Annotated in this window: 18 protein-coding genes and 1 pseudogene; 10 read left to right on the plus strand and 9 right to left on the minus strand. The window is 69.9% G+C overall.

The window, feature by feature from the left end:
• Positions 1–125: 125 nt before the first annotated feature.
• Positions 126–953: an SAM-dependent methyltransferase gene (locus tag ENC19_RS15885; RefSeq protein WP_164447964.1), complete on the plus strand. Its 828-nt coding sequence runs from the start codon at positions 126–128 to the stop codon at positions 951–953.
• Positions 954–1,017: 64 nt separating this feature from the next.
• Here the strand turns inward: ENC19_RS15885 and ENC19_RS30275 are convergent.
• Positions 1,018–3,249 (minus strand): annotated as a pseudogene (locus tag ENC19_RS30275) (CHAT domain-containing protein).
• Between the two features lie 965 nt (positions 3,250–4,214).
• Here ENC19_RS30275 and ENC19_RS29340 point away from each other — a divergent pair.
• Positions 4,215–4,505 (plus strand): hypothetical protein, encoded by a 291-nt coding sequence (locus ENC19_RS29340; RefSeq protein ID WP_166458695.1) that lies wholly within the window; start codon positions 4,215–4,217, stop codon positions 4,503–4,505.
• Positions 4,506–4,652: 147 nt separating this feature from the next.
• On the opposite strand, the gene ENC19_RS15905 is transcribed toward ENC19_RS29340, so the two are convergent.
• Together ENC19_RS15905 and ENC19_RS15910 are read right to left on the minus strand one after the other, a co-directional pair.
• Positions 4,653–5,753 carry a hypothetical protein gene (locus tag ENC19_RS15905; RefSeq protein WP_164447968.1) on the minus strand — a complete coding sequence of 367 codons (1,101 nt, stop codon included), beginning with the start codon at positions 5,751–5,753 and terminating at the stop codon, positions 4,653–4,655.
• A gap of 162 nt (positions 5,754–5,915) precedes the next feature.
• Positions 5,916–6,305, minus strand: coding sequence for a nuclear transport factor 2 family protein (locus ENC19_RS15910; protein ID WP_164447969.1), 390 nt, complete (start codon positions 6,303–6,305; stop codon positions 5,916–5,918).
• Positions 6,306–6,385: 80 nt separating this feature from the next.
• Between ENC19_RS15910 and ENC19_RS15915 the strand changes: the two genes are divergently transcribed.
• The gene (locus tag ENC19_RS15915; protein WP_166458697.1) at positions 6,386–7,153 is read left to right on the plus strand and encodes a helix-turn-helix domain-containing protein; all 768 of its coding nucleotides are present in this window, start codon (positions 6,386–6,388) and stop codon (positions 7,151–7,153) included.
• 29 nt (positions 7,154–7,182) lie between these two features.
• Here ENC19_RS15915 and ENC19_RS15920 read toward each other — a convergent pair whose 3' ends face one another.
• Both ENC19_RS15920 and ENC19_RS15925 read right to left on the minus strand, forming a co-directional pair.
• A complete protein-coding gene (locus tag ENC19_RS15920; protein ID WP_164447970.1) occupies positions 7,183–7,539 on the minus strand; it encodes a VOC family protein in 357 nt (118 codons plus the stop codon).
• 164 nt (positions 7,540–7,703) lie between these two features.
• Positions 7,704–8,591, minus strand: coding sequence for an alpha/beta hydrolase (locus ENC19_RS15925; protein ID WP_208020916.1), 888 nt, complete (start codon positions 8,589–8,591; stop codon positions 7,704–7,706).
• A gap of 104 nt (positions 8,592–8,695) precedes the next feature.
• On the opposite strand from ENC19_RS15925, the gene ENC19_RS15930 reads away from it, so the two are divergent.
• Positions 8,696–9,124: a winged helix-turn-helix transcriptional regulator gene (locus tag ENC19_RS15930; protein WP_309245964.1), complete on the plus strand. Its 429-nt coding sequence runs from the start codon at positions 8,696–8,698 to the stop codon at positions 9,122–9,124.
• A 155-nt stretch (positions 9,125–9,279) separates the two neighbouring features.
• On the opposite strand, the gene ENC19_RS15935 is transcribed toward ENC19_RS15930, so the two are convergent.
• Positions 9,280–10,188 carry an alpha/beta hydrolase family protein gene (locus ENC19_RS15935; RefSeq protein ID WP_208020917.1) on the minus strand — a complete coding sequence of 303 codons (909 nt, stop codon included), beginning with the start codon at positions 10,186–10,188 and terminating at the stop codon, positions 9,280–9,282.
• 104 nt (positions 10,189–10,292) lie between these two features.
• Here ENC19_RS15935 and ENC19_RS15940 point away from each other — a divergent pair, with 104 nt between their 5' ends.
• The gene (locus tag ENC19_RS15940; RefSeq protein ID WP_164447972.1) at positions 10,293–10,811 is read left to right on the plus strand and encodes a helix-turn-helix domain-containing protein; all 519 of its coding nucleotides are present in this window, start codon (positions 10,293–10,295) and stop codon (positions 10,809–10,811) included.
• A gap of 264 nt (positions 10,812–11,075) precedes the next feature.
• Here the strand turns inward: ENC19_RS15940 and ENC19_RS15945 are convergent, their stop codons facing one another.
• From ENC19_RS15945 to ENC19_RS15955, 3 genes are all read right to left on the minus strand, one after another.
• Positions 11,076–11,849, minus strand: a complete 774-nt coding sequence (locus ENC19_RS15945; RefSeq protein ID WP_166458722.1) for an alpha/beta fold hydrolase — start codon at positions 11,847–11,849, stop codon at positions 11,076–11,078.
• Between the two features lie 67 nt (positions 11,850–11,916).
• Positions 11,917–12,486 (minus strand): DJ-1/PfpI family protein, encoded by a 570-nt coding sequence (locus tag ENC19_RS15950; protein WP_164447974.1) that lies wholly within the window; start codon positions 12,484–12,486, stop codon positions 11,917–11,919.
• Positions 12,487–12,568: 82 nt separating this feature from the next.
• Positions 12,569–13,312 (minus strand): GntR family transcriptional regulator, encoded by a 744-nt coding sequence (locus tag ENC19_RS15955; protein WP_164447975.1) that lies wholly within the window; start codon positions 13,310–13,312, stop codon positions 12,569–12,571.
• 440 nt (positions 13,313–13,752) lie between these two features.
• Here ENC19_RS15955 and ENC19_RS15960 point away from each other — a divergent pair, with 440 nt between their 5' ends.
• The 5 genes from ENC19_RS15960 to ENC19_RS15980 are packed head-to-tail and all read left to right on the plus strand — an operon-like array spanning position 13,753 to position 19,139.
• Entirely contained in the window at positions 13,753–15,138 is a 1,386-nt protein-coding gene (locus ENC19_RS15960; protein WP_309245963.1) for a sugar ABC transporter substrate-binding protein, read from the plus strand.
• Between the two features lie 47 nt (positions 15,139–15,185).
• Positions 15,186–16,085: a carbohydrate ABC transporter permease gene (locus ENC19_RS15965; RefSeq protein WP_281603632.1), complete on the plus strand. Its 900-nt coding sequence runs from the start codon at positions 15,186–15,188 to the stop codon at positions 16,083–16,085.
• Positions 16,085–16,996: a carbohydrate ABC transporter permease gene (locus ENC19_RS15970; protein WP_164447978.1), complete on the plus strand. Its 912-nt coding sequence runs from the start codon at positions 16,085–16,087 to the stop codon at positions 16,994–16,996. The genes ENC19_RS15965 and ENC19_RS15970 overlap by 1 nt, the downstream gene beginning before the upstream one ends.
• Positions 16,996–18,063: an ABC transporter ATP-binding protein gene (locus ENC19_RS15975; RefSeq protein ID WP_164447979.1), complete on the plus strand. Its 1,068-nt coding sequence runs from the start codon at positions 16,996–16,998 to the stop codon at positions 18,061–18,063. Before ENC19_RS15970 ends, ENC19_RS15975 begins: the two co-directional genes overlap by 1 nt.
• On the plus strand, positions 18,063–19,139 hold the full coding sequence (locus tag ENC19_RS15980) for an ABC transporter ATP-binding protein (RefSeq protein WP_164447980.1): 1,077 nt from the start codon (positions 18,063–18,065) through the stop codon (positions 19,137–19,139). The genes ENC19_RS15975 and ENC19_RS15980 overlap by 1 nt, the downstream gene beginning before the upstream one ends.
• Positions 19,140–19,270 lie beyond the last annotated feature (131 nt).

Consider the following 19,270-nt stretch of genomic DNA (forward strand, 5'->3'; position numbering starts at 1 on the left):
CTCTGCTGGGAGCGATACCAGCGGGGCGACAATCCGCACCGTCCGATCGCTACACTTCGCACCAAGGTCCGGCGCCGCCCAACAGACCCCCGGTGCGTCGGTCAGATTCGGATGGAGATGCCATTGTGACCCGCGACGAGGCCGCACCCCCCGGAATCGACCTCACCGTCCCCAGCGTGGCCCGGGTCTACGACTACTTTCTGGGCGGTAAGGACAACTTCGAGGTCGACCGGAAGGTCGCCGAGCACGCCCTGCGGATCACTCCCGACGGCCCGGCCGCCGGCCAGGCGAACCGGGCCTTCCTGCGTCGGGTGATCCGTTTCCTCGTCACCGAGGCCGGCATCGACCAGTTCCTCGACATCGGGTCGGGGCTGCCCACTCAGGGCAACGTGCACGAGGTCGCCGCCGAGCACAACCCGAGCGCCCGGGTGGTCTACGTGGACAACGACCCGATCGTCCTGGCGCACGGGCGGGCGCTGCTCGCCGCGGAGGGCCGGGCAACGGTGATCCAGGCCGACGTCCGTCGACCGCAGGAGATCCTCGGTCATCCGGACGTCCGTCAGTTCCTCGACCTGGACCGGCCGATCGGGTTGTTGCTCTTCGCGATCCTGCACCACCTCGGCGACGACGAGGAGCCGCGAGCGGTGTCGGCCGAGTTGATCGAGGCGCTGCCGTCGGGCAGCTACGTGGCCATCTCACACTTCCGTGACCCGGGTGAGCGGGATCCGGAAGGCTCCCGTAAGGCCCGTGAGGTCGAGCGGGTCTTCAACGAGTCGCTGGGTACCGGTCGCTGGCGTACCGACGAGGAGATCCTCTCCTTCGCCGACGGGCTGACCCTGCTGGAGCCGGGCCTGGTGCCGCTCGCCGAGTGGCGTCCGGATCCGGACACGCCCGCGCCGAAGCAGACCGACACCTACCACACCTTCGTCGGGCTGCTTGCCCGCAAGCCGTAGGCGGTCGCGACGGAGCCGCCGATCATCGTCGCCCGCGCCGGACCGTCCGCTGTGCTGGTAAAGCCTACGTTCCGGCCGGCGCGGCGCCGTACACGGTGAACGAGACCCAGTCGGCAAGTCCGGCGAACGGACGGACCGTCCGGTACGCCGGCGCGCTCGTGGACACGTGTCGGGACGTCGCCCCCGCCGGTAGTGGCTGACCCTCCACGAGCCTGCTCAGATGGCGCTGCCAGGTCACGAACGCCTCCATCTCGCCCGCCGTCCGGTGCGCCACGGCGATGGTGCGGCACCCCAGCACGGCCTGGTCGCCCCCCGCCGCCACCAGGTGGACGCCTCGCTCCACCAGGTCGGCCGCACTCGCCCCGCGCAACTGCCGCTGCGCCTGGCCGAGGACCGTGCCGACCTGTGCCAAACCAAGCTGACCCGCCGGGTCCAGCCCGTCGTAGAACCAACCCATCAGCAGCGCCGTCGCCAGGTCGGGGACCGGCCGGATCGCCGTCACCAGGCCGCTGGCGCCAGCCGCCAGCAGGGTCCGGCCCAGCCCGACGAGTTCGTCTCCGTCGCGCACCTCATGCCGACCGCTGTCGCAGGCGCTCAGGACGACGAGCGCCCCGCTCTAGTTCCACTGCGCCAGTCGTGCCAGGCTCACCAGATCGGCGCCCGAATCCGGCTCGGCGGCGGCGCGCGGATCCAGCGGTTCGCCGCGTCGCCGGTCCCCGTCGAGATGCCGTCCCCGCATACCCTCGTCCAGGTTCCTCGACGCACCAGGTGTCGGCGCGGCAAGCACCAGTCCGCTGCGCTCGGGGCGCCGCCGATCGAAGACGGCGTGGCAGGCCAGATGCACCAACCGGGGGCGTTCGGGCCCGGCGAGGGTGTCGGCGAGCCAGGTCGAGGTGACCGCCGCGCCGGTCCGCCCCGAGCCGCCGAGCCGGGCAGCCACGTAGGCGCACTCGGCACGCGCATACGGCAGGTCACCGAGGGTATCGCCGCACACGAGGACGCGGCCCACCGACGCGGTGTGCCTGTCGGGTTCGCCGCCGCGCGGGTTGGTGCGTGCGGGGACTGACCGGTGTGCTCGCAGCAGCGAGGCGCTCGGCAGCAGGTACGTCCTGGGCCGAACCCTGATGTCTGCGGTATCGGACGGCCCGGCTGCACCGGCATCGTCGACGGTCCTGGCCGGTGGAAGCACATGCAGGGGAACCAGATGCAGGGTGCCGTGCGGTACCACGTACACGGGCCGGCTGGGCGGCACGTCGGCGATGGGCGCGGTGAGCGCGGCGTGCACCGGATGCTCGACCAGCTCGCGGAGCCCGTCGTCGTCCGCCGAGGCGAGCAGGTCCGCCCAGCCGTCGACGTCGGTGGCGGCCACCGCGCCGGGATCGTGCGGCCCCAGCAGACGTCGGGCGGTGAGGTCGGTGCCGCTCAACGTGAACGCCCACACGCCGAACGGGCCGGTCAGGTACTCCACCAGGACGGCGTCTCCCGCGTCGGCCAGTAACGGAGCCACCTCGTCGGCAGTGATCGGCTCGGCCATCCGGTGGGCGCGCATCGTCGGATGGGTCGTGGCCATCTGCTGCCACAGGTCATGCAGCTCACCGCGTACCCGCGACTGCTCCTCGGAGGCCGACATCCGACGCACCAACAGCCGTCGACGCTCCTCGACATCGACGGAGCCGCCGACGTCCATGCCCGAGGCACGCAGCCGCCGCAGCTCGGCCCAGAGCGCGGCCTCACGGGCCACCAGCGGGTCGGCCGGGTCGACGCCGGTCTCCCGGTCCCGCATCGCCTCCAGCAGCGCCCGCGACTTCGCCCGTTCCAGCAGCGCGAACGCCTCCTCGACCCGGCCCAACTCCACCGCCAGGTCCGCGGCCTCGACAAACGGCGGCGTGAAGATCGCACCGTAGCCTGCCGCCTCGCTCAGGTCGGCGATCCCCTGGCGCAGCTCGTCGTAACCGTCGCAGGCGTCGCGGAGCACCCGCAGCGTCTCTTCGGTGCGCTCGCCGGCGGCCAGCGCGGCGAGGCCCAGCGCCGCGTCCGCCGGATAGCGCACGGCCGCCGCTGTCGCCTCGTCGCGCAACGCGACAAGTCGGGCCCGGAAGGGCGCGGCCTGCTCCGCCCGGCCCGAGCGCGACCAGTTCAGCACCAGTGTGCCGAGTCGGAGCGCCAACCGGTCCAGGCCGGCGAAGGGTAGCTCCGCACCGTGCCGGTCGTGTGCGCGCTGCATCGTGTCGATCGAGGCCAGCAGGTAGCGGTCGGCGAGCGCCGTCGCGCCGTAGCCGCAGGCCACCCCCGCCATGATGGAGTCCAGGATGCCCAGGTCGCCGGTGTTCTCGACGGGGATCTGCGCGGTCAGGAAGGCGATCAGCGCCCGAGCCTGCGCTGCCAGCTCCAACAGGGGTCATCCCGGTACGGGTCGGGTCGCGGGACAGCAGCGTACACAGGTTGATCAACGCGGTGAACTCGGCGCGGGCGTCGCCGATCTCGTGTGCCGTCCGTCGGGCCTGCTCCAGCAGTGCCAGCGCCTCGTCGTGGCGACCGACCGTGGTGTAGAGCAGGCCGAGGGACGACCAGACCGCCGGCAGCGCGTGTACGGCGCCGAGCTGGTTCCACAGTTCCCCGGCCGTGCGCAGGGAGCGCTCCGCCTCGCCGTAGCGGTGCTCCAACAGATGCCGCTGACCATCCTCACTCGCCCGCTGGGCGAAATAGGCCGGCGCACCGATCGTCAGATCCCGACGTATCCGTGGGTCCAGCTTCGCGACCATCTCCCGGAAGGCCGGGTGGGCCAGGGCCATCGGGTCAGCGCCCATCCGCTCCCGGGTCGCCGCCTCGATGCGCTCGACCCGCGCCCGGAAGCCGGTCGTGTAGTGCGCGGCGTCCACCTCGGAGTGCAGGTCGTGAATGAGGTCGTGGGCGGCGGTGAATGCGTCACCGGCGGAGCCGCCGTCTGCCTCCCGGCGCATCGTCGCCAGATTGATCATCGCCTTGTAGGCGTCGTACCGGGCCGGCGAGTCGGCCAGCAATCGTACGGCCCCAGCCGCTGCCTCGATCGCCTCGTCGTGCCGGCCCTGCCGGAACAACTCCCGGGCCAGGTTGTCCAGCAGGATCCCCCGCCGGGGCCCCGCCACGCCAGGCTGGGCCAGCGCCCGCCGGTAGAGCTCCTCGGCACCGTCCCTGCCCTGCTGGTGCAACACCTCCGCGTGCCCGGAGAGGGCCGAGGCCAGGCCGATCTTGTCGGTAACCAGCTCCGCGAGCTGGGTCGCCATGCCGAACAACTTGGCCGCCTGCTCCAGACGATCATCGGCGATCTCGACGGTGGCCATCCCGATGATCGCCGCGACCCGCAGGTCCACCGCCCGCTCCCCGTCGCTCTCCGGCATGGCGGCGGCCACCTCGAAGGCCATCGCGTACGCCCTACGGGCGTCGTCGAGCCGACCGACGATCCGCGCGCACTGGCCGAGCAGCCGGAAGACCAGGAAGCTGCCGGGGCTGGGCGAAAGGGCCTGGGCGTGGCCGACCAGTCCCCGCAACACCCGGTCCGCCTCCGCCAGCTGACCGGTGTTGACGAGTTCGTGCGCCCAGTTGGCGGCGCCCAGCAACATCTCCTCGGTGACCTCGCCGCCTTCGCTCGGCCCTGTCGACCGGCCCTTGTCGGCCGGGGCACCGGAGCCGGATCGGCGTCGACGGAAGAACGGCATGGCCTCAACGCCCCAATCGTCGCAGCAGGATCTCCGGGTCGTCTTCGAACTCCGTCGCACCGTTGCGCTCAGGCCCGCCGTCGTCGCCATGTTCGCCGCCACGTACCGTGCCAGCCGGGGCGCAGGCGCGCTCCACCAGCGCGACGTACTGGCGTTGGTATTCCTCGAACAGGGCCTCCTGTTGCGGGCGGATCAACTCGTCGGTGCAGAGCGCCCCGGCGGTCTGCCGCCACAGCACCTGGGCCGCTCCCAGGTCGCCGTCCGCGAGGTGTTGGCGGGTCCGCTGCCAGAGCTGGAAGAAGGCCAGCTGGCGGTAGTCGTCGCGGTGGCGGGTCGCCTCGACGCGGACCAGGATGAAGTCGTGCTCCGTATAGGGCGCGATCGTGCCGTCCGCGGCCACCCGGCAGAGCCGACCACCGACCACCCCGAGCGACGCCAACTCCGCCTGGGTCGTCTTCCCCGCCGGCCGGCGGATGATCACGAAGTGGGTAGGCGCCAGCTCCGTCGGGCCACGGGCCACCCCACCCGCACCGGTCGGAGCGGACCAGGACTGGTGTACGCCCACGCGCAGCTCCAGCGCCGCCGAGTCCATGAAGGACTCGATGCCGTCGATGAGCGCCGTGGCGACCCTGGCGGAGCCCAGTAGCCCGGCGAAGCCGATGGCGCTGCTCACGTTCTCGATCAGGTTGAGCGATCGCTGCAACGTGTCCGACGTCTTCGCTCGAAACAGGGCCAACAACAGACTCACGTCGTCGCCCTCGTAGGGCACCGGTCCGGCCACCCGCAGGTTCGAGATCTCCACCGCGTCGCGTTCACCGGTGACCTGCAGCCGCCGACTCAGCTCGCTCGCACCGATCAGGTACGGCACCGCGACCCGGTTGCCATCGCGCAGGAACTCCGTCACCACGGCACCGAAGGGCAGGAACTCCCGCCACAACTCGCGCTCGTTGGCCAGCCACAACTGGCTGACCCTGATCACCAGATAGACCTCGTCGGTCACGAACGGCGTAGCGTCGGTCGGCCCGTCCAGTGTGGGCACCGGTCGAGCGATGATGCCCTCCGACTGCCGCGCGAGCACCCGGCGCACAAGGTCACGCAACGCCATGCACTGCTCCCCACTCCAGCTCGACTCCGTCACGTTAGCGCGTGATCGCAAAGCGCGAAGTGCCGCCCGACCGAGCAGGTCGTCGTAGCCGTTGCGGACGGCCCGGGAACGCGTACGTTCCCGGGCGTTCGAGAGATGCCCCTCGTAGCGGCTCACCCAGGGTCAACGCTGAGCAGGCTCCCACCACACCAGATTTGCGGCGACCTGGGCGACCGGCTCGATGATCTCCCACCCCTCGGCGATCAGCCCGTCGTCGATCCGCCAGATGTCGACGACCGCGATCTCCGGCCCGGTGTCCGCAAGCCAGCGCCGCGAGTACACCACGACGTGATCGCCATCGGCCAGCACCTGATGGATCTCCACCCGCATGCCGGCGAGCGGCACCAGCGCGGCCCGGACGGCGGCGAGCCACTCCCCCTTGGTCGAGGTGGTCGAACCCGGCCGGTGGTGGACGAAGTCGTCACGCAGCGACTGGGCGAGCGTGTCGACGTCACCCGTCTCGATCAACCCGGCCAGCGCCCGTTGGACGATGTTCTTGTTCTCCGTGGTCATGGACGCAGTGTTTCCGCATCCGCGTCGCCTGTCGATGACATCGGATGTCATGGCGACCGGCTCCACGATGGGTACGCTCCATGATCGTGCACACGGTCGGGGAACTCCTACGACAGTGGCGGAAACGCCGGGGACTCAGCCAACTCGATCTCGCCATCGTCGCGGACGTCTCGGCCCGCCACGTCAGCCTGGTCGAGACCGGCAGATCCAGGCCGAGCGCCGACATGATCCTCCGGCTCGCGGATCAACTTCACGTGCCGCTGCGCGACCGCAACCGGCTCCTGCTCGCCGGCGGCTTCGCACCCCGCTACACCGAGCGTCCACTCCACGACGACGCACTGTCGGCCGTCCACGACGCGATCAGCCGGGTGCTCCGCGCACACGAACCGTATCCAGCGGTGGTGTTCGACCGCCGGTGGAACATCGTGATGACCAATCGCGCCGTCGAACCGTTCTTCGCACAGGTGGCTCCCGACCTGCTGCGGCCACCGGTCAACCTGGTACGGCTGGGACTGCACCCGCGCGGGCTCGCCCGCCTGGTCGTCAACCTGGCCGACGTGCGCGCGGTGTTCCGCGCACGGATCTCACGCCAGCTCGCCACGGCTCCCGACCCCGAACTCACCGCACTCTACGAAGAACTACTGGCACCCGAGGCCGACGACACGTCCGATCAACGGATCGACGCCGACGTGGTGATCCCGATGATCCTCAACGTCGGCGGACGAGAACTGCGGCTGTTCTCCACCATCACGACGTTCGGCACCCCGATGGACATCACCATCGACGAGGTCGCGGTCGAGTCCTACTACCCGGCGGACGCGGAGAGCGCCGCCTACTTCAGGAAGTAGCGCATGCCGCACACCGGGCACGCTACCCGTCAGCCGTAGTACTCGACCAGGCAGAACTCGTGGCCCTCCGGGTCGGCCATGACGACGACGACACCCTCCTCGTAGTCGTGCCGCTCACCGGTGGACCGGCCACCGAGCTTGACGACCTCCGTCATGGCCTCGTCAATATCGTCCACCGAGATGTCGAGGTGGATCCGCACCTTGCCGGCCTGAAGCTCAGGCACTGGCTGGAACACCAGCCGTGGCTGCGGGTCACCTCGTTCGCCCAGGTAGACCCAGCCCTCCTGCGACGAGCCGGGCTCGCGACCGAGGAGGGCGCTCCAGAATCCGGCGACCCGCTCGGGGTCGAGGCAGTCGATCGTCACACCGGACCAGACGTTCGCCATGCGCCGATCCTGACAGAGCACGTCCATCGAGGACGCGAGAGCGTCGCCCATGCTGCCGGGGTTCTTCGGCGGCCGCCTCTGGCCGCCGTACGGTCGTCGCTCCGCGTCACGGCGGTCGTGGCCGGCAGACACCGTGGCTCCGGAGGTTCCGGCATTCGCCGCGATCATGGACTCGCGGGCGTCGCGGCAGCGCCGCCGAGGTGGTGGTGCAGGAAGGCCGCGGCCGCTTCGGCAGCCTGGCTGACGTACGGCTCCACGTCGTAGAGGTCGATGTGCTGCTTGGCGTCGAGCCAGCGAATCTCCTTCGGTCCGGTCGCGTCGGTGTAGAGCGCCTCGGCGAGTTCCGGTGCGCAGTAGGCGTCGGTGCGGCCATGCACGACCAGCAGCGGGGTGGCGGCGAGCAACGGCGCCGCGCCAAGTGCGTCGAAGGTCATCAGAGCGTGCAGCGAGCCGTAGGCGACCCGGTTCTCCCAGTGCGCCGCCGCCGACCGCTCGGTGCCGTAGTAGGCGAACGGCTCGTCGCCGCCCATCGCCGCGAGTGCGCCGTCGGCCGCCACCGCCGGCAACTCGTCGTCGTAGCGCTCCACGAAGGAGCGCAGCGCCCGACGGTATCCGTCGAGGTCGCCGGCACTGAAGCGGACCGGGCTGTTGTACCCGCCGGCAATGCCCACGACCGCGCGGATCCTCGGGTCGGTGGCGGCCGCGCGGACCGCGTAGCCGCCGCCGAGACAGATCCCGACTGCGGCCACCCGAGCGGCGTCCACGGCCGGATGCGCGGCGAGCAGGCTGACCGCTGCGCGCAGGTCGGCGAGCTTGCCCTGGCTGTCCTCGTGGGCACGGCGTCCGCCGCTCTCGCCGAAGCCGCGGTGGTCGAAGGCGAGTGTGGTGAGACCGTGTTCGCGCAGCCGAGCGGCGTACGTGCCGACGACCTGCTCCTTGACGCCGGTGAACGGCCCGGTCAGTACGACGGCAGGTGCGCCGTCGGCGGCCACGGCGAGGCTGCCGACCAGCGTGAGACCGTCGGCGGTGAATGTGACACGCTCGGTGGTCATGCCGCCAGCGGGATACGTGTGGGTGCGGTACTCGGACGTGCGGTCGGACATGGCGGCGGTGTTCCCTTCGGGCGTCTACTGTTGACTCGACGCTAGGTCGCACGGTGCTCGTCGAACAGAAGGCACTTCCCGGTGCCCTTCGCCGCACGGTCCGATACCCGGGGGTGCTCATGTCGCTGGTGGTTCCGGACGTGCTCGACGAGGGCTGCACGACGCGGCAGGCGATCGAGCGGCTCGCCTCGAAGTGGCGGATCCTGATCATCTACGCGCTGCTCGCCGGTCCCCAACGGCACGCCGAGTTGCGTCGCCGCGTCGCGGGGATCACCCAGAAGGTCCTGACCGAAACGCTGCGCGAGATGGAGCGCGACGGGCTGGTGCAGCGACGGGTGCTCAGGGAGACACCGCCACAGCACGTCGAGTACGCGTTGACCGCCCTCGGCAAGACCCTTCAGGAACCACTCGCCGCCATCTGCGCTTGGGCGACGGAGAACAATCCCGTCCGATCATCTGCCGTGCCGCCGTCTGGGCAGTGACATCGGTCGGGGAAGTCGGGACGGTGCGAACGGGCCGGCCCTCGCTGGCCTGACTCGAAGACCACGTCCGGTAACAGCCGCCCGGCGCCTCTGGTCCCGGTTCCATCGGCTGGGCGTTACTGTGACGGTCGTCGGCATGGCGGCTCACCGGGCGCTCAGTTCGCGAGACGGATCCGGGCCCACGCCACGACGCGTCGGATGACCCAGTCGTCTATCGGCCTGCGGAGCTGACCTCGGTACCGCCACAGTCCTGGCGGTCCGCAGTCGCGACGTAGCAGGTGGGTGAGGTCGGTCGGCAGTTCACCATCGAACTGGCCGGTCACCAGCCGGCCGATTCGTGGGACGTCTGCCGGGTCGACCTGGACGTCCTTGCCGCCGGTGATCGCCAGCACCGGCCGGTCGATGGCGGCCAGGTCCGGCCGTGGGTCGTGGGCCAGGTACTCGCGTAGCCATCGGTCGGTGAGGCGCGAGCGGGGCATCCGGTCATGTCGGTCTGCGGTGGACCGGCGGATCCGGTCGCGCTCGCGGGCCTGGCGCCGTACCAGTACCGGGCCCAGCGGGCGTAGCAGCCGTGGCAGCGTGGCCGCGATCCGCTCGCTCTGCCAGGCCATCACCTGGTCACCGGGCTGTGCGGCACCGGCGAGTAGCACATAGCCGGCGGGCGGTCGAACTGCCCGTACGAGGTTGGCCGCCACCACCGCTCCGGTCGAGTGCCCGACGACGAAGACGCGCTCCGGGTCCACCGCGGGATGGGCGCGCAGCGCGGCGAGGGCGGCTGCGGCGTCGCGGCACTCGTCGTGGAAGCCGGTACCGAGATAGTCACCCTGCGAGGAACCCACGCCCCGTTTGTCGTAGCGCAGAACGACGCAGTCCTCGTCAGCCAGCGCCACCGCGAGTGCCGGGCCCAGCCCCAGCGCCAGCCCGGGCATGGCGGAGTCGCGGTCTATCGGTCCGGAACCGTTGACAAGTAACGCGGCGGGACGTCGGCCGTCCACGTCGGGCCGAGTGAGTGTGCCGGCCAGCAGCGCCCCCGCAGCTTCGATCTCGACGGTCTGCTTCCGCACCGATCCACCCTCTAACATTCTCATATCTGAGAATCAGAGGGCTCAAGCTAACATTCTTGATTGTGATAATCAACGCCCAGCCCGCGAGATCCAACGCCCGAATCGTGGAGACCGTGCTGCATCCGGGCCGGTTGCGCATCGTGCACGCGCTCATGGACCGCGAGCTGACCGCACGCCAGCTGAGCGCCGAACTCAGCGACATCCCGCAAGCATCGCTCTACCGACACGTCGGGCGTCTGGTGGACGCGGGGGTGCTACGGGTTACCCGCGAGGAGCGGGTCCGCGGCGGCACGCAACGCACCTACACGGTGGTAAAGTCCGCGGTCACCCTCGGCCCCCGCGACCTCGACACCGCATCTTCCGCCGACCATCAGCGCTACTTCGCCGCGTTCGTCGGCGCACTGGTCGCCGGGTTCGAGCAGTACCTGCGAACCACCGACGCCGACCCCACCCGCGACGGCGTGGCGTACCAGCAGATTCCGGTCTGGATCACTCCTGCCGAATCGCGCCAGCTCGCCGCCGCGATCACCGATCTTGTGCAACCTCTGCGGATGCGGACACACGGAAGGCGACGCCGCCGGGCAACCTTCGCAATGGTCCTGCACCCCGACCCGGCCACGTAGCGGACACCCGCTCATGGCCGGGCGGCGATCCTGCCGCCGCGCTGACCGCCGCGTGAGGGCGATAGCCCGGTTGCCGCCGAGCGCTCTACTGCGGTGACCCGGTCTACCGGCCGGGCCCCTGGGACGAGGTGACCTGCTCAGCCACGGGTCGCCGATCCCCCGGAGGAGGTCGGGTCGCCACAGCACCACGACCGGAAGGACCGAGGACTCATCGCACCGATGCGCGCGGCGGCAAGGCACCGCCATCTGACCTGCCGTAGCTGTTCAGTGCCGGCGGTCCTGGCGCAGGAAGCCTGACAGCAGGTCCCTGAACTCGTGCGGCTGCTCGATCGCCGGCACGTGCCCGCACCCGCCGAACACGTGCAGCCGGACATCGGCCAGGTGCCCCAGGAGGGGCCGGGCTGCCGTCTCGAGGGGGGTGATCCGGTCCTCGGCGCCGTGCACGAGCAGCACGGGCGCGCGGACCGCTGCCAGCGCCTGCGTCGAGAGGGTGAGTTCGTCGACCCATCGTGCCCTCGGTGGAGGGAACAACGACGCGTACGCGGTCGCCCCGGCTCGCATCGCGGCTGCGCGGGCATCGACGGCCGAGTCGGTCACCAGCGCCTGGTCGTGGACGAGGCGACTCAGCATGTCCCGTGCTCCGAGGGCGGTGGCGGGGGCGGCCCAGATCGCATCGAGCCCGGCCGACAGCGGCGCCCCGGGGGCGCCCATCGTCGAGACCGCCACGACCCGGGTGACCTGCTGGGGTCTCACGGCCGCCAACGCCAGCGCCACGGCACCGCCCATGGAGTGACCCACCACGGCGTAGCGGTCGATACCGAGGGCATCCATCAGGCCCGCAGCCTGCTCCGACCACAGCCGCAGCCCACTGCGGGAACCCGTCGGGACCGGCGTCCCACCGAACCCCGCCTGGTCAGGAGCCACCAGGTGCCAGGACGTGCCGAGCGCCTCGGCCGTCGGTGCCCAGGCTCCGGTCCCGGTCGTGCCGGGTCCGGAGCCGTGCAGCATCAGTACCGCGGGCCCGGTGCCGCCTTCCATGACGTGGACGGGCGAGCCGTCCACTGTGACGGTGCGAAGCGTCGTCACCGGGGCGGGCCAGGTGTGCTCATGCCGACCCGGAGCTGACGGACTTCGAGAAGAGCTCCATCATGGCCCTGCCGAACTGCGGCATGTCCGGCCAGCCTCGGCAGGAGACGAGGTTGCCGTCCACCACGTCGGGAGCGTCGATGACCGTCGCGCCCGCGTTCTCCATGTCTCCGGTGATGGGTGGGAAGCACGCCGTCTTCCGGCCCTTCAGCAGCCCGTACACCGCCGGCACCTGCGCGCCGTGGCATACCAGCGCGATGGGGAGGTTGCGCGCGAAGAAGTGCTCGGTGATGCGCCGGACGTCGGCGTCGACCCGGATCCACTCGGGGGCACGTCCCCCGGGGATGATGAGGGCGTCGTAGCGCTCGACGTCGACCTCGGCCCAGGGCACGTCGACCGGCAACTTCCGGCCGTTCTTCTCCACGTAGGCGTCGGAGTTCGGGTCGAACTCGTGGATGACCAGTTGCACGTCACGCCTCGTCCGTGACGAGACGTCGACGTCCCAGCCGCCCTCCTGCACGCGGTAGTAGGGATACATGGTGTCGAGTTCCTCGGCGGCGTCGCCGGTCAGGAGCAGCGCTCTGGGCACCTGCTTCTCCTCGCGTCCGGGGGCGGGTGAGTAGATCCAATCCGATCCGATTCAGTTAGCATTCCCCGGCCCGGCCCGCCCGTCAAGCCTCCAGCGCCACCGCGTCGGCGTCCTTGGCCTCGTCGAACAATCGCCGGAAACGCTCGCCGGACCGCAGGATGTGCCGGCGCATCGCGTACGCGGCGGCGTCGGGGTCACGCGCGGCGATCGCTGCCACGATGTCCTCGTGCTCGGCCATGGCCAGGTGGGTGACCTGGGTGTCGTGGTGCAGCCGGAAGAGGTGCACATGGCTGTGCAGGCGCGCCAGCGCCTCCCGGATGACCTGGTTCTCCGCGCTCAGGGCGACGAGATCGTGAAAGGCGGCGTCACGTAGGCCGAAGGCGCCGTAGGCCGTGGGCCCGCTGCCCCCCTCCAGCTCCGCCATCTCCTCCAGCATCGCCCGCAGACCGGCCACCTGGGCCAGGGACGCGCGTTCGGCCGACCGGCGCGCCGCTGCCGGCTCCAGGAGCAGGCGGACCTCCAGCATGTCCTCGAAGCGGCGACGGGTGATCTGCGGAGGTATGCGGTAGCCGGCGTGGGGCACCCGCACGACCAGGCCCTCGGCCTCCATGCGGTTCAGGGCGTCCCGGATCGGCGTCTGCGAGACCCCCAGCTCGCGCGCCAGAACGTCGATCGTGACGCGGGAGCCAGGCTCGATCCGGAGCGACATCAGCTGTCCGAGCAGCGTGTCGTACACCTCGTCGGCGAGCCGGCCGCCAGATCTTCCCGACGACGTTCCGCCCGCCACCGTCCGACGGCCCCGCGCGATCATTCCTTCGTCGTCCATCGTGACGTGAGGCCCTTCTTTGCGTCTTCCGGAACCTGTTGACATCAGTCACAACTCTGCGACATGCTGACGCCCCAGCCGGATCGTATAGGAAAAGTGGCGAACCACCGCCATCCCCCACCGTCGCGGAGCCACCCCGCGATCGCGCTACCCCGATCACCTGGAGCTCCCATGAGCGTGCTCGACGTCCTGCTCGGTCCGCCTCCGGGCCGCTGCTGGACCGGAGGGCCGCTCGACGGCACGAAGATCCAGTACATCACGACGTACTCGTGACGCCGGTTCGCGGGTCGGTCCCGCGACAGCCCGCCAACCCGCCGGAAAGAACCCAGCAACTGCTCGGCGAAGCACAGGGCGAGGTTCCAGAAGCTCTCATCCGGAAAGCAGGCGAGAAGATGCGCTATCAACAGCGAATAGGACGACTATCCGTTCCCGGTCGGAAGGTGCAGCTGGCGACGGCGGCCATGCTGCTGGTGGCCACGACCATGGTGGCCTGCGGCGATGGCCAGGACGACGGCGGCCAGGCGAGCGCCCCCAAGGCACCGGCGACCATCCCGGAGCTCACCAACGACCCGCTGACCCTCAGCTTCATCTGGTTCGACTGGCCGCCCGCCCAGGCACTGGAGGCCTTCGCGAACGCGGAGTACAAGAAGGAACGGCCGAACGCGACGATCAAGGTCAACACCGTGCCGAACGCGAACTGGCACGACGCGATGTTCACCCAGTTCGCCGCCCGCAAGACCGACTTCGACATCGCGATCCTGGACTCGCAGCACATCGGCGAGGCCGTGACGAACGGCAACATCCTCGACATCACCGACTTCGTCAAGAGCAACATCGACGTCGCGGCCTACAACCCGTACCTCCTGGCGGCGTACGGCCAGTTCCCCCAGGCGGAGACCGGCAAGCGCGACGAGAACGCCAGCCTGTACGGGCTGCCGCTGCTCGGCGACACCTGGACGATGATCTATCGCAAGGACCTGATCGGCGACCAGCCACCGCAGACCTGGGATGAGATGATCTCAGTCGCCGAGAAGTGCCAGGCGGACCACCCCGGCGTCAGCGGGCTGGCTTTCCACCAGGCCAACGGCTCCGACGCCGCGGCCGTCACCTACAACACGGTGAACGGCGTCTACGGCGGCAACCTCTGGGACCCCAAGACACGCAAGATCGAGGGTGTCCTCAACGACGCCGCCGGCCAGGAGGCGATGGACGTCCTGGTCAACCGGATGAAGCCACTGACCGCCACGGGATCCGGCAACTGGTTCATCGACGAGGTGAACGCGGCGGTCGCCCAGGGCAAGGCGTGCATCGCGTTCAACTGGATCGCGGCGAGCGGCGGCCTGCTCGATCCGAAGCAGTCGACGCTCGGCTCCACCCGGGAGCAGATTCTCGACAAGCTGGGTTTTGCCACCCTGCCGAGCCAGAAGACCAACCTGGTCCCGCTCGGCGGCATGGGGATGCACGTGTCGGCCTACTCCCCCGAGGCGAACCAGGTTGAGGCCCTGAACTTCATGAAGTGGTTCCAGCGGGCCGACATCCAGAAGAAGTGGGCCGCGGCCGGTGGTGTGCCGTCGCGTACGGACGCCCTGCAGTCGCCCGAGTTCCTCAATGCCGGTCCGTTCAACCAGGTGTACGCCGACTCGGTGCCGCGGATGCGGGACATGTGGAACGTGCCGGAGTACGCCCGCCTCGTCGACATCGAGAACACCAACGTGAACGCGGCGCTCAACGGCGCGAAGGCGCCGAAGGACGCGCTCGACGACATCGCCAAGGAGCAACAGGCCGTGCTCGACTCCAGCAGCCGCAGGGGCGGCGGCGGACTGTGAGTGACGCCGTACCTGTGACGACCGACCAGCCCGGGCAGGTGGCGTCCGTGACGCCACCTGCACCGGGTCGGTCCCGCCGGCTGAGCGACCGCTGGCTCGCCGTGGCCTTCATCTCCCCGGCGCTGCTGCTGTTGCTCGCGATGTCGGTGTTCCCGCTGCTGTGGGCGTTGTACCTGTCCTTCACCGACTACTCGGCCACCCGGGGCGGGCCCGCCCGTTCCGTCGGGTTCGGGAACTACACCGCCATCCTGACATCGGCGCAGGTTCACCAGCGGGCCCTGACGACGTTGGTCTACGTGGTCGGCGCGGTCACCCTGCAGACCGTGCTCGGTTTCGGCATCGCCTACCTGATCTCACGGCGCACGCACGGGCGAGGGGTGCTGACCACTCTGTTCCTGGTACCGATGATGCTGTCGCCGGTGGTGGTCGGGCTGTTCTGGCGATTCATGCTCGACGCACAGTTCGGCGTGATCAACAGCATGCTCGGCTCGCTCGGCCTGGGACCGGTGGAGTGGCTCACCCGACAGCGGACCGCGTTGATCTCCCTGATCGTGGTCGACACCTGGCAATGGACACCGTTCATCATGCTCATCGCGCTCGCCGGCCTCACCGCCGTGCCCAAGTACCTGTACGAGGCCGCCTCGATCGACCGGGCGTCCGAATGGTTCCGGTTCCGCACCATCACTCTTCCGCTGGTGTGGCCGCTGCTGCTCATCGCCGTGCTGTTCCGGGCCATCGAGGCCTTCCGCCTGTTCGACCTCGTCTACATCCTCACCAACGGCGGCCCGGGGGTCTCCACCGAGACGTTGTCGTTCCACGTCTACAAGGTGGCGTTCCTGGGCTTCAACACCGGGACCGCCTCGGCGTACGGGATCCTCATGGTCCTCGTCGTCATCGTTCTCACGCAGCTCTACCTGCGCTACCTGAACAAGCTCAAGGAGGGCTGATGGCCGTCTCCGTCGACGAGGCCGTGTCCACAGGTCCCGCCCGGGACCGCACGCCTCCCGCGCGCCGCCTCGGCGGCCGGGGCCGCTCCGCGTTGGAGGTCGCGCTGCTGACCGTCCTGGCCGTCGTGATGCTCTTCCCCGTGCTGTGGATGATCGAGACGTCCATCAAGGAGAACCGGGACGTCTACGCCGTACCGGCCCAGTTCTTCGGCTTCACGGTCACCATGGATCACTTCAAGGACGTGTTCGTCGGCCCAGACGGGGGTCGCTCGGCCCTGTCCGTCGCGTTCCTCAACTCCGCCGTGGTCGCCGGAGTCTCCACGGTGCTGGCCACCGTGCTGGGAGTCCCGGCGGCCTGGGCCTACTCCCGCCTCGCCGTGAAGGCCAGGAAGGACCAGCTGTTCTTCATCCTGTCCACCCGCTTCATGCCGCCCGTCGTGGTCGTGATCCCGATCTTCCTCATGTACCGCCAGGTCGGACTCATCGACAGCAAGCTCGGCCTGATCCTCATCTACACCGCGTTCAACGTCCCGTTCACGATCTGGATGATGAAGGGGTTCGTCGACGAGGTGCCCGCGGAGTACGAGGACGCCGCCATGCTCGACGGCTACACCCGTCTACAGGCGTTCTGGCGATTCACTCTCCCCCTGCTCGTACCCGGCATCGCCGCGACGGCGGTCTTCGCGCTCATCTTCTCGTGGAACGAGTTCGTGTTCGCCATCTTCCTCACCTCCAGCGACAGCGTGCGGACAGCGCCACCAGCCATCGCCGGCCTCATCGGTGGCACCACCACGGACTGGGGTCTCGTGGCCGCCGCGTCCGTGGTGTTCGCCCTGCCGGTGCTCGTCTTCGCCTACCTGGTACGCAAGCACCTCGTCGCCGGTGTGACGCTCGGGGCGGTGCGACGCTGATGGCGGGCATCGAGGTGACCGCCCTGCACAAGCGCTACCCGGACGGGACGGTCGCGGTTGATCACGTGGACCTGTCCATCGACGACGGTGAGCTGTTCGTGATGCTCGGCCCGTCGGGTTGCGGCAAGACGACCACCCTGCGGGCCATCGCCGGCCTGGAGCGGCAGACGACGGGCGACATCCGCATCGGCGACACCCTGGTCAACGACCTGCTGCCCGCCGAGCGCGACATCGCCATGGTGTTCCAGTTCTACGCCCTCTACCCGCATCTGAGGACCCGCGACAACCTGGCGTTCCCACTGCGGGCCGAGGGGCTGCCGAAGGCGGAGGTACGCGAGCGGGTCGCCGAGGCCGCCCGGTTGATGCGGCTCGATTCGCTGCTCGACCGGCGACCACGCCAGTTGTCCGGCGGGGAGCAGCAACGCGTCGCATTGGCTCGCGCCCTGGTGCGACGACCGCGCGCGTTCCTCATGGACGAGCCGCTCACCAATCTGGACGCGGAGCTGCGGGCGGACATGCGTACGGAGATCAAGCACCTGCAGGGGGAACTGGGGACGACGATGGTCTACGTCACCCACGACCAGGTCGAGGCGATGTCGCTCGGGCACCGGATCGCGATCCTCAACAAGGGCCGCGTCGAGCAGATCGGGACGCCGCTGGAGGTCTACAACCGTCCGGCGAGTCTGTTCTGCGCCGCGTTCATCGGCTCCCCGCCGATGAACCTGATCGAGGTGGAGGTGGCCGACGGGAAGCTGCGCAGCCAGGGCGGACTGGTCCTCACGCCACCGCCCGGGCTGCCACGCGACCGTCGCCTGGTCGCCGGCGTCCGGCCGGAGGCGTTGGAGGTCACCGAACCGGGGGCGCAACGTTCCGTCCCGGCCCGGGTGGTCTCGGCGGAGTGGCTGGGCGACGAAATCATCTACGCGATCGACCACAGCGGCCAACGCGACGTACGGGTGCGGATGCCACCGACGGTCCGGTTCGCCGCTGACGCGCCGGTCGGGCTGCGGCACACCGGCGGCACCCCGACGGTCTACGACGTGCACACGGAAGAACTGGTGGCCTGATGGGAACCGTGGCAGCGCACGGGCTGTGCAAGTCCTTCGGCAAGGTCCAGGCCCTGGACGGGGTGACGCTGGACGTCCCGGACGGCTCGTTCTTCGTCGTGCTCGGGCCCTCCGGGGCGGGCAAGACGACGACCCTGCGGGCGATCGCCGGCCTTGAGAAGCTCGACGCCGGGTCGGTGCATCTGGACGGCCGGGATGCGACCGGTGACGCCCCGGCCGACCGCGACCTGGCCATGGTCTTCCAGAACTACGCCCTCTACCCGCGACACACGGCGTACGAGAACATCGCGTCGCCGCTGCGGGCGCGCCGCTGTTCGTCGAGTGAGATTGCCGCCGCCGTCGAGCGGATGTCGAGGCTGCTGCACATCGACCGACTGCTGCAACGTCGTCCCGCGCAGTTGTCGGGCGGTGAGATGCAGCGGGTCGCCCTGGCTCGGGCACTGGTCCGTAGCCCGCGCGCGTTTCTCATGGACGAGCCGCTGACAAACCTCGATCTCAAGCTCCGCGTCGAGATGCGCACCGAGCTCACCCGCATCCACCGCAGCCTCGGAGCGACCTTCGTCTACGTGACGAACGACCAGGTGGAGGCGCTGTCCATGGCCGACCAGGTGGCGGTCCTCAAGGAGGGGAAGGTGCAACAGGTCGGCACGCCGACCGAGGTGTACGAGCGTCCCGCCAACCAGTGGGTCGCCGGCTTCGTCGGGAGCCCGCCGATCAGCCTGCTCGCCTGCCACGCGGAGGGAGATCGTCTGGTCGGTGCGCAGGGCTGGACGCTGCCGCGGCCGCGCTGGACCACCGCCGAGGACGGTCGTGCGCTGCTGCTCGGTGTGCGCGCGGAGGACCTGTCCGTCGAGCAGCGTGGGAACGCGTCGTTGTCCGGGCAGCTCTACGGCCTCGAGCCGCTCGGTGACCGAACGGTGGTCGACGTCCAGGTGGGATCGGAGATCCTCAAGGTCAAGGCTCGACCCACCGTCACCGGAACGCCGGGCGAACGGGTGCAGGTCACCGTCGACCTGGACCGTGCGCACCTGTTCGACGCGGACACCGGGCTGTCGCTGTCCGAGGCCGGGCGGTAACCGCCCCGGGCGGCGACGGCACCATGCGCCCGTACCCGGCGATCGGACCCCGGCGGACCGTCACCACTGCGCGCGGCCCGACGGCGCGCAGACCGCCGTGGCCCGGAAAGGCGACCGGTGACGCGCGGCGT

Source organism: Verrucosispora sioxanthis (assembly GCF_010560025.1).
Taxonomy (GTDB): Bacteria; Actinomycetota; Actinomycetes; order Mycobacteriales; family Micromonosporaceae; genus Micromonospora; species Micromonospora palythoicola.

Bases quoted from the DNA above. Each gene is read 5' to 3' on its own strand.
- ENC19_RS15915 (WP_166458697.1), top strand. From the start codon at position 6,386: ATGATCGTGCACACGGTCGGGGAACTCCTACGACAGTGGCGGAAACGC.
- ENC19_RS15945 (WP_166458722.1), bottom strand. From the start codon at position 11,849: ATGGAAGGCGGCACCGGGCCCGCGGTACTGATGCTGCACGGCTCCGGA.
- ENC19_RS15910 (WP_164447969.1), bottom strand. From the start codon at position 6,305: ATGACCACGGAGAACAAGAACATCGTCCAACGGGCGCTGGCCGGGTTG.
- ENC19_RS15955 (WP_164447975.1), bottom strand. From the start codon at position 13,312: ATGGACGACGAAGGAATGATCGCGCGGGGCCGTCGGACGGTGGCGGGC.
- ENC19_RS15920 (WP_164447970.1), bottom strand. From the start codon at position 7,539: ATGGCGAACGTCTGGTCCGGTGTGACGATCGACTGCCTCGACCCCGAG.
- ENC19_RS15980 (WP_164447980.1), top strand. From the start codon at position 18,063: ATGGGAACCGTGGCAGCGCACGGGCTGTGCAAGTCCTTCGGCAAGGTC.
- ENC19_RS15975 (WP_164447979.1), top strand. From the start codon at position 16,996: ATGGCGGGCATCGAGGTGACCGCCCTGCACAAGCGCTACCCGGACGGG.
- ENC19_RS15970 (WP_164447978.1), top strand. From the start codon at position 16,085: ATGGCCGTCTCCGTCGACGAGGCCGTGTCCACAGGTCCCGCCCGGGAC.
- ENC19_RS29340 (WP_166458695.1), top strand. From the start codon at position 4,215: ATGCCGAACAACTTGGCCGCCTGCTCCAGACGATCATCGGCGATCTCG.
- ENC19_RS15905 (WP_164447968.1), bottom strand. From the start codon at position 5,753: ATGGCGTTGCGTGACCTTGTGCGCCGGGTGCTCGCGCGGCAGTCGGAG.
- ENC19_RS15925 (WP_208020916.1), bottom strand. From the start codon at position 8,591: ATGACCACCGAGCGTGTCACATTCACCGCCGACGGTCTCACGCTGGTC.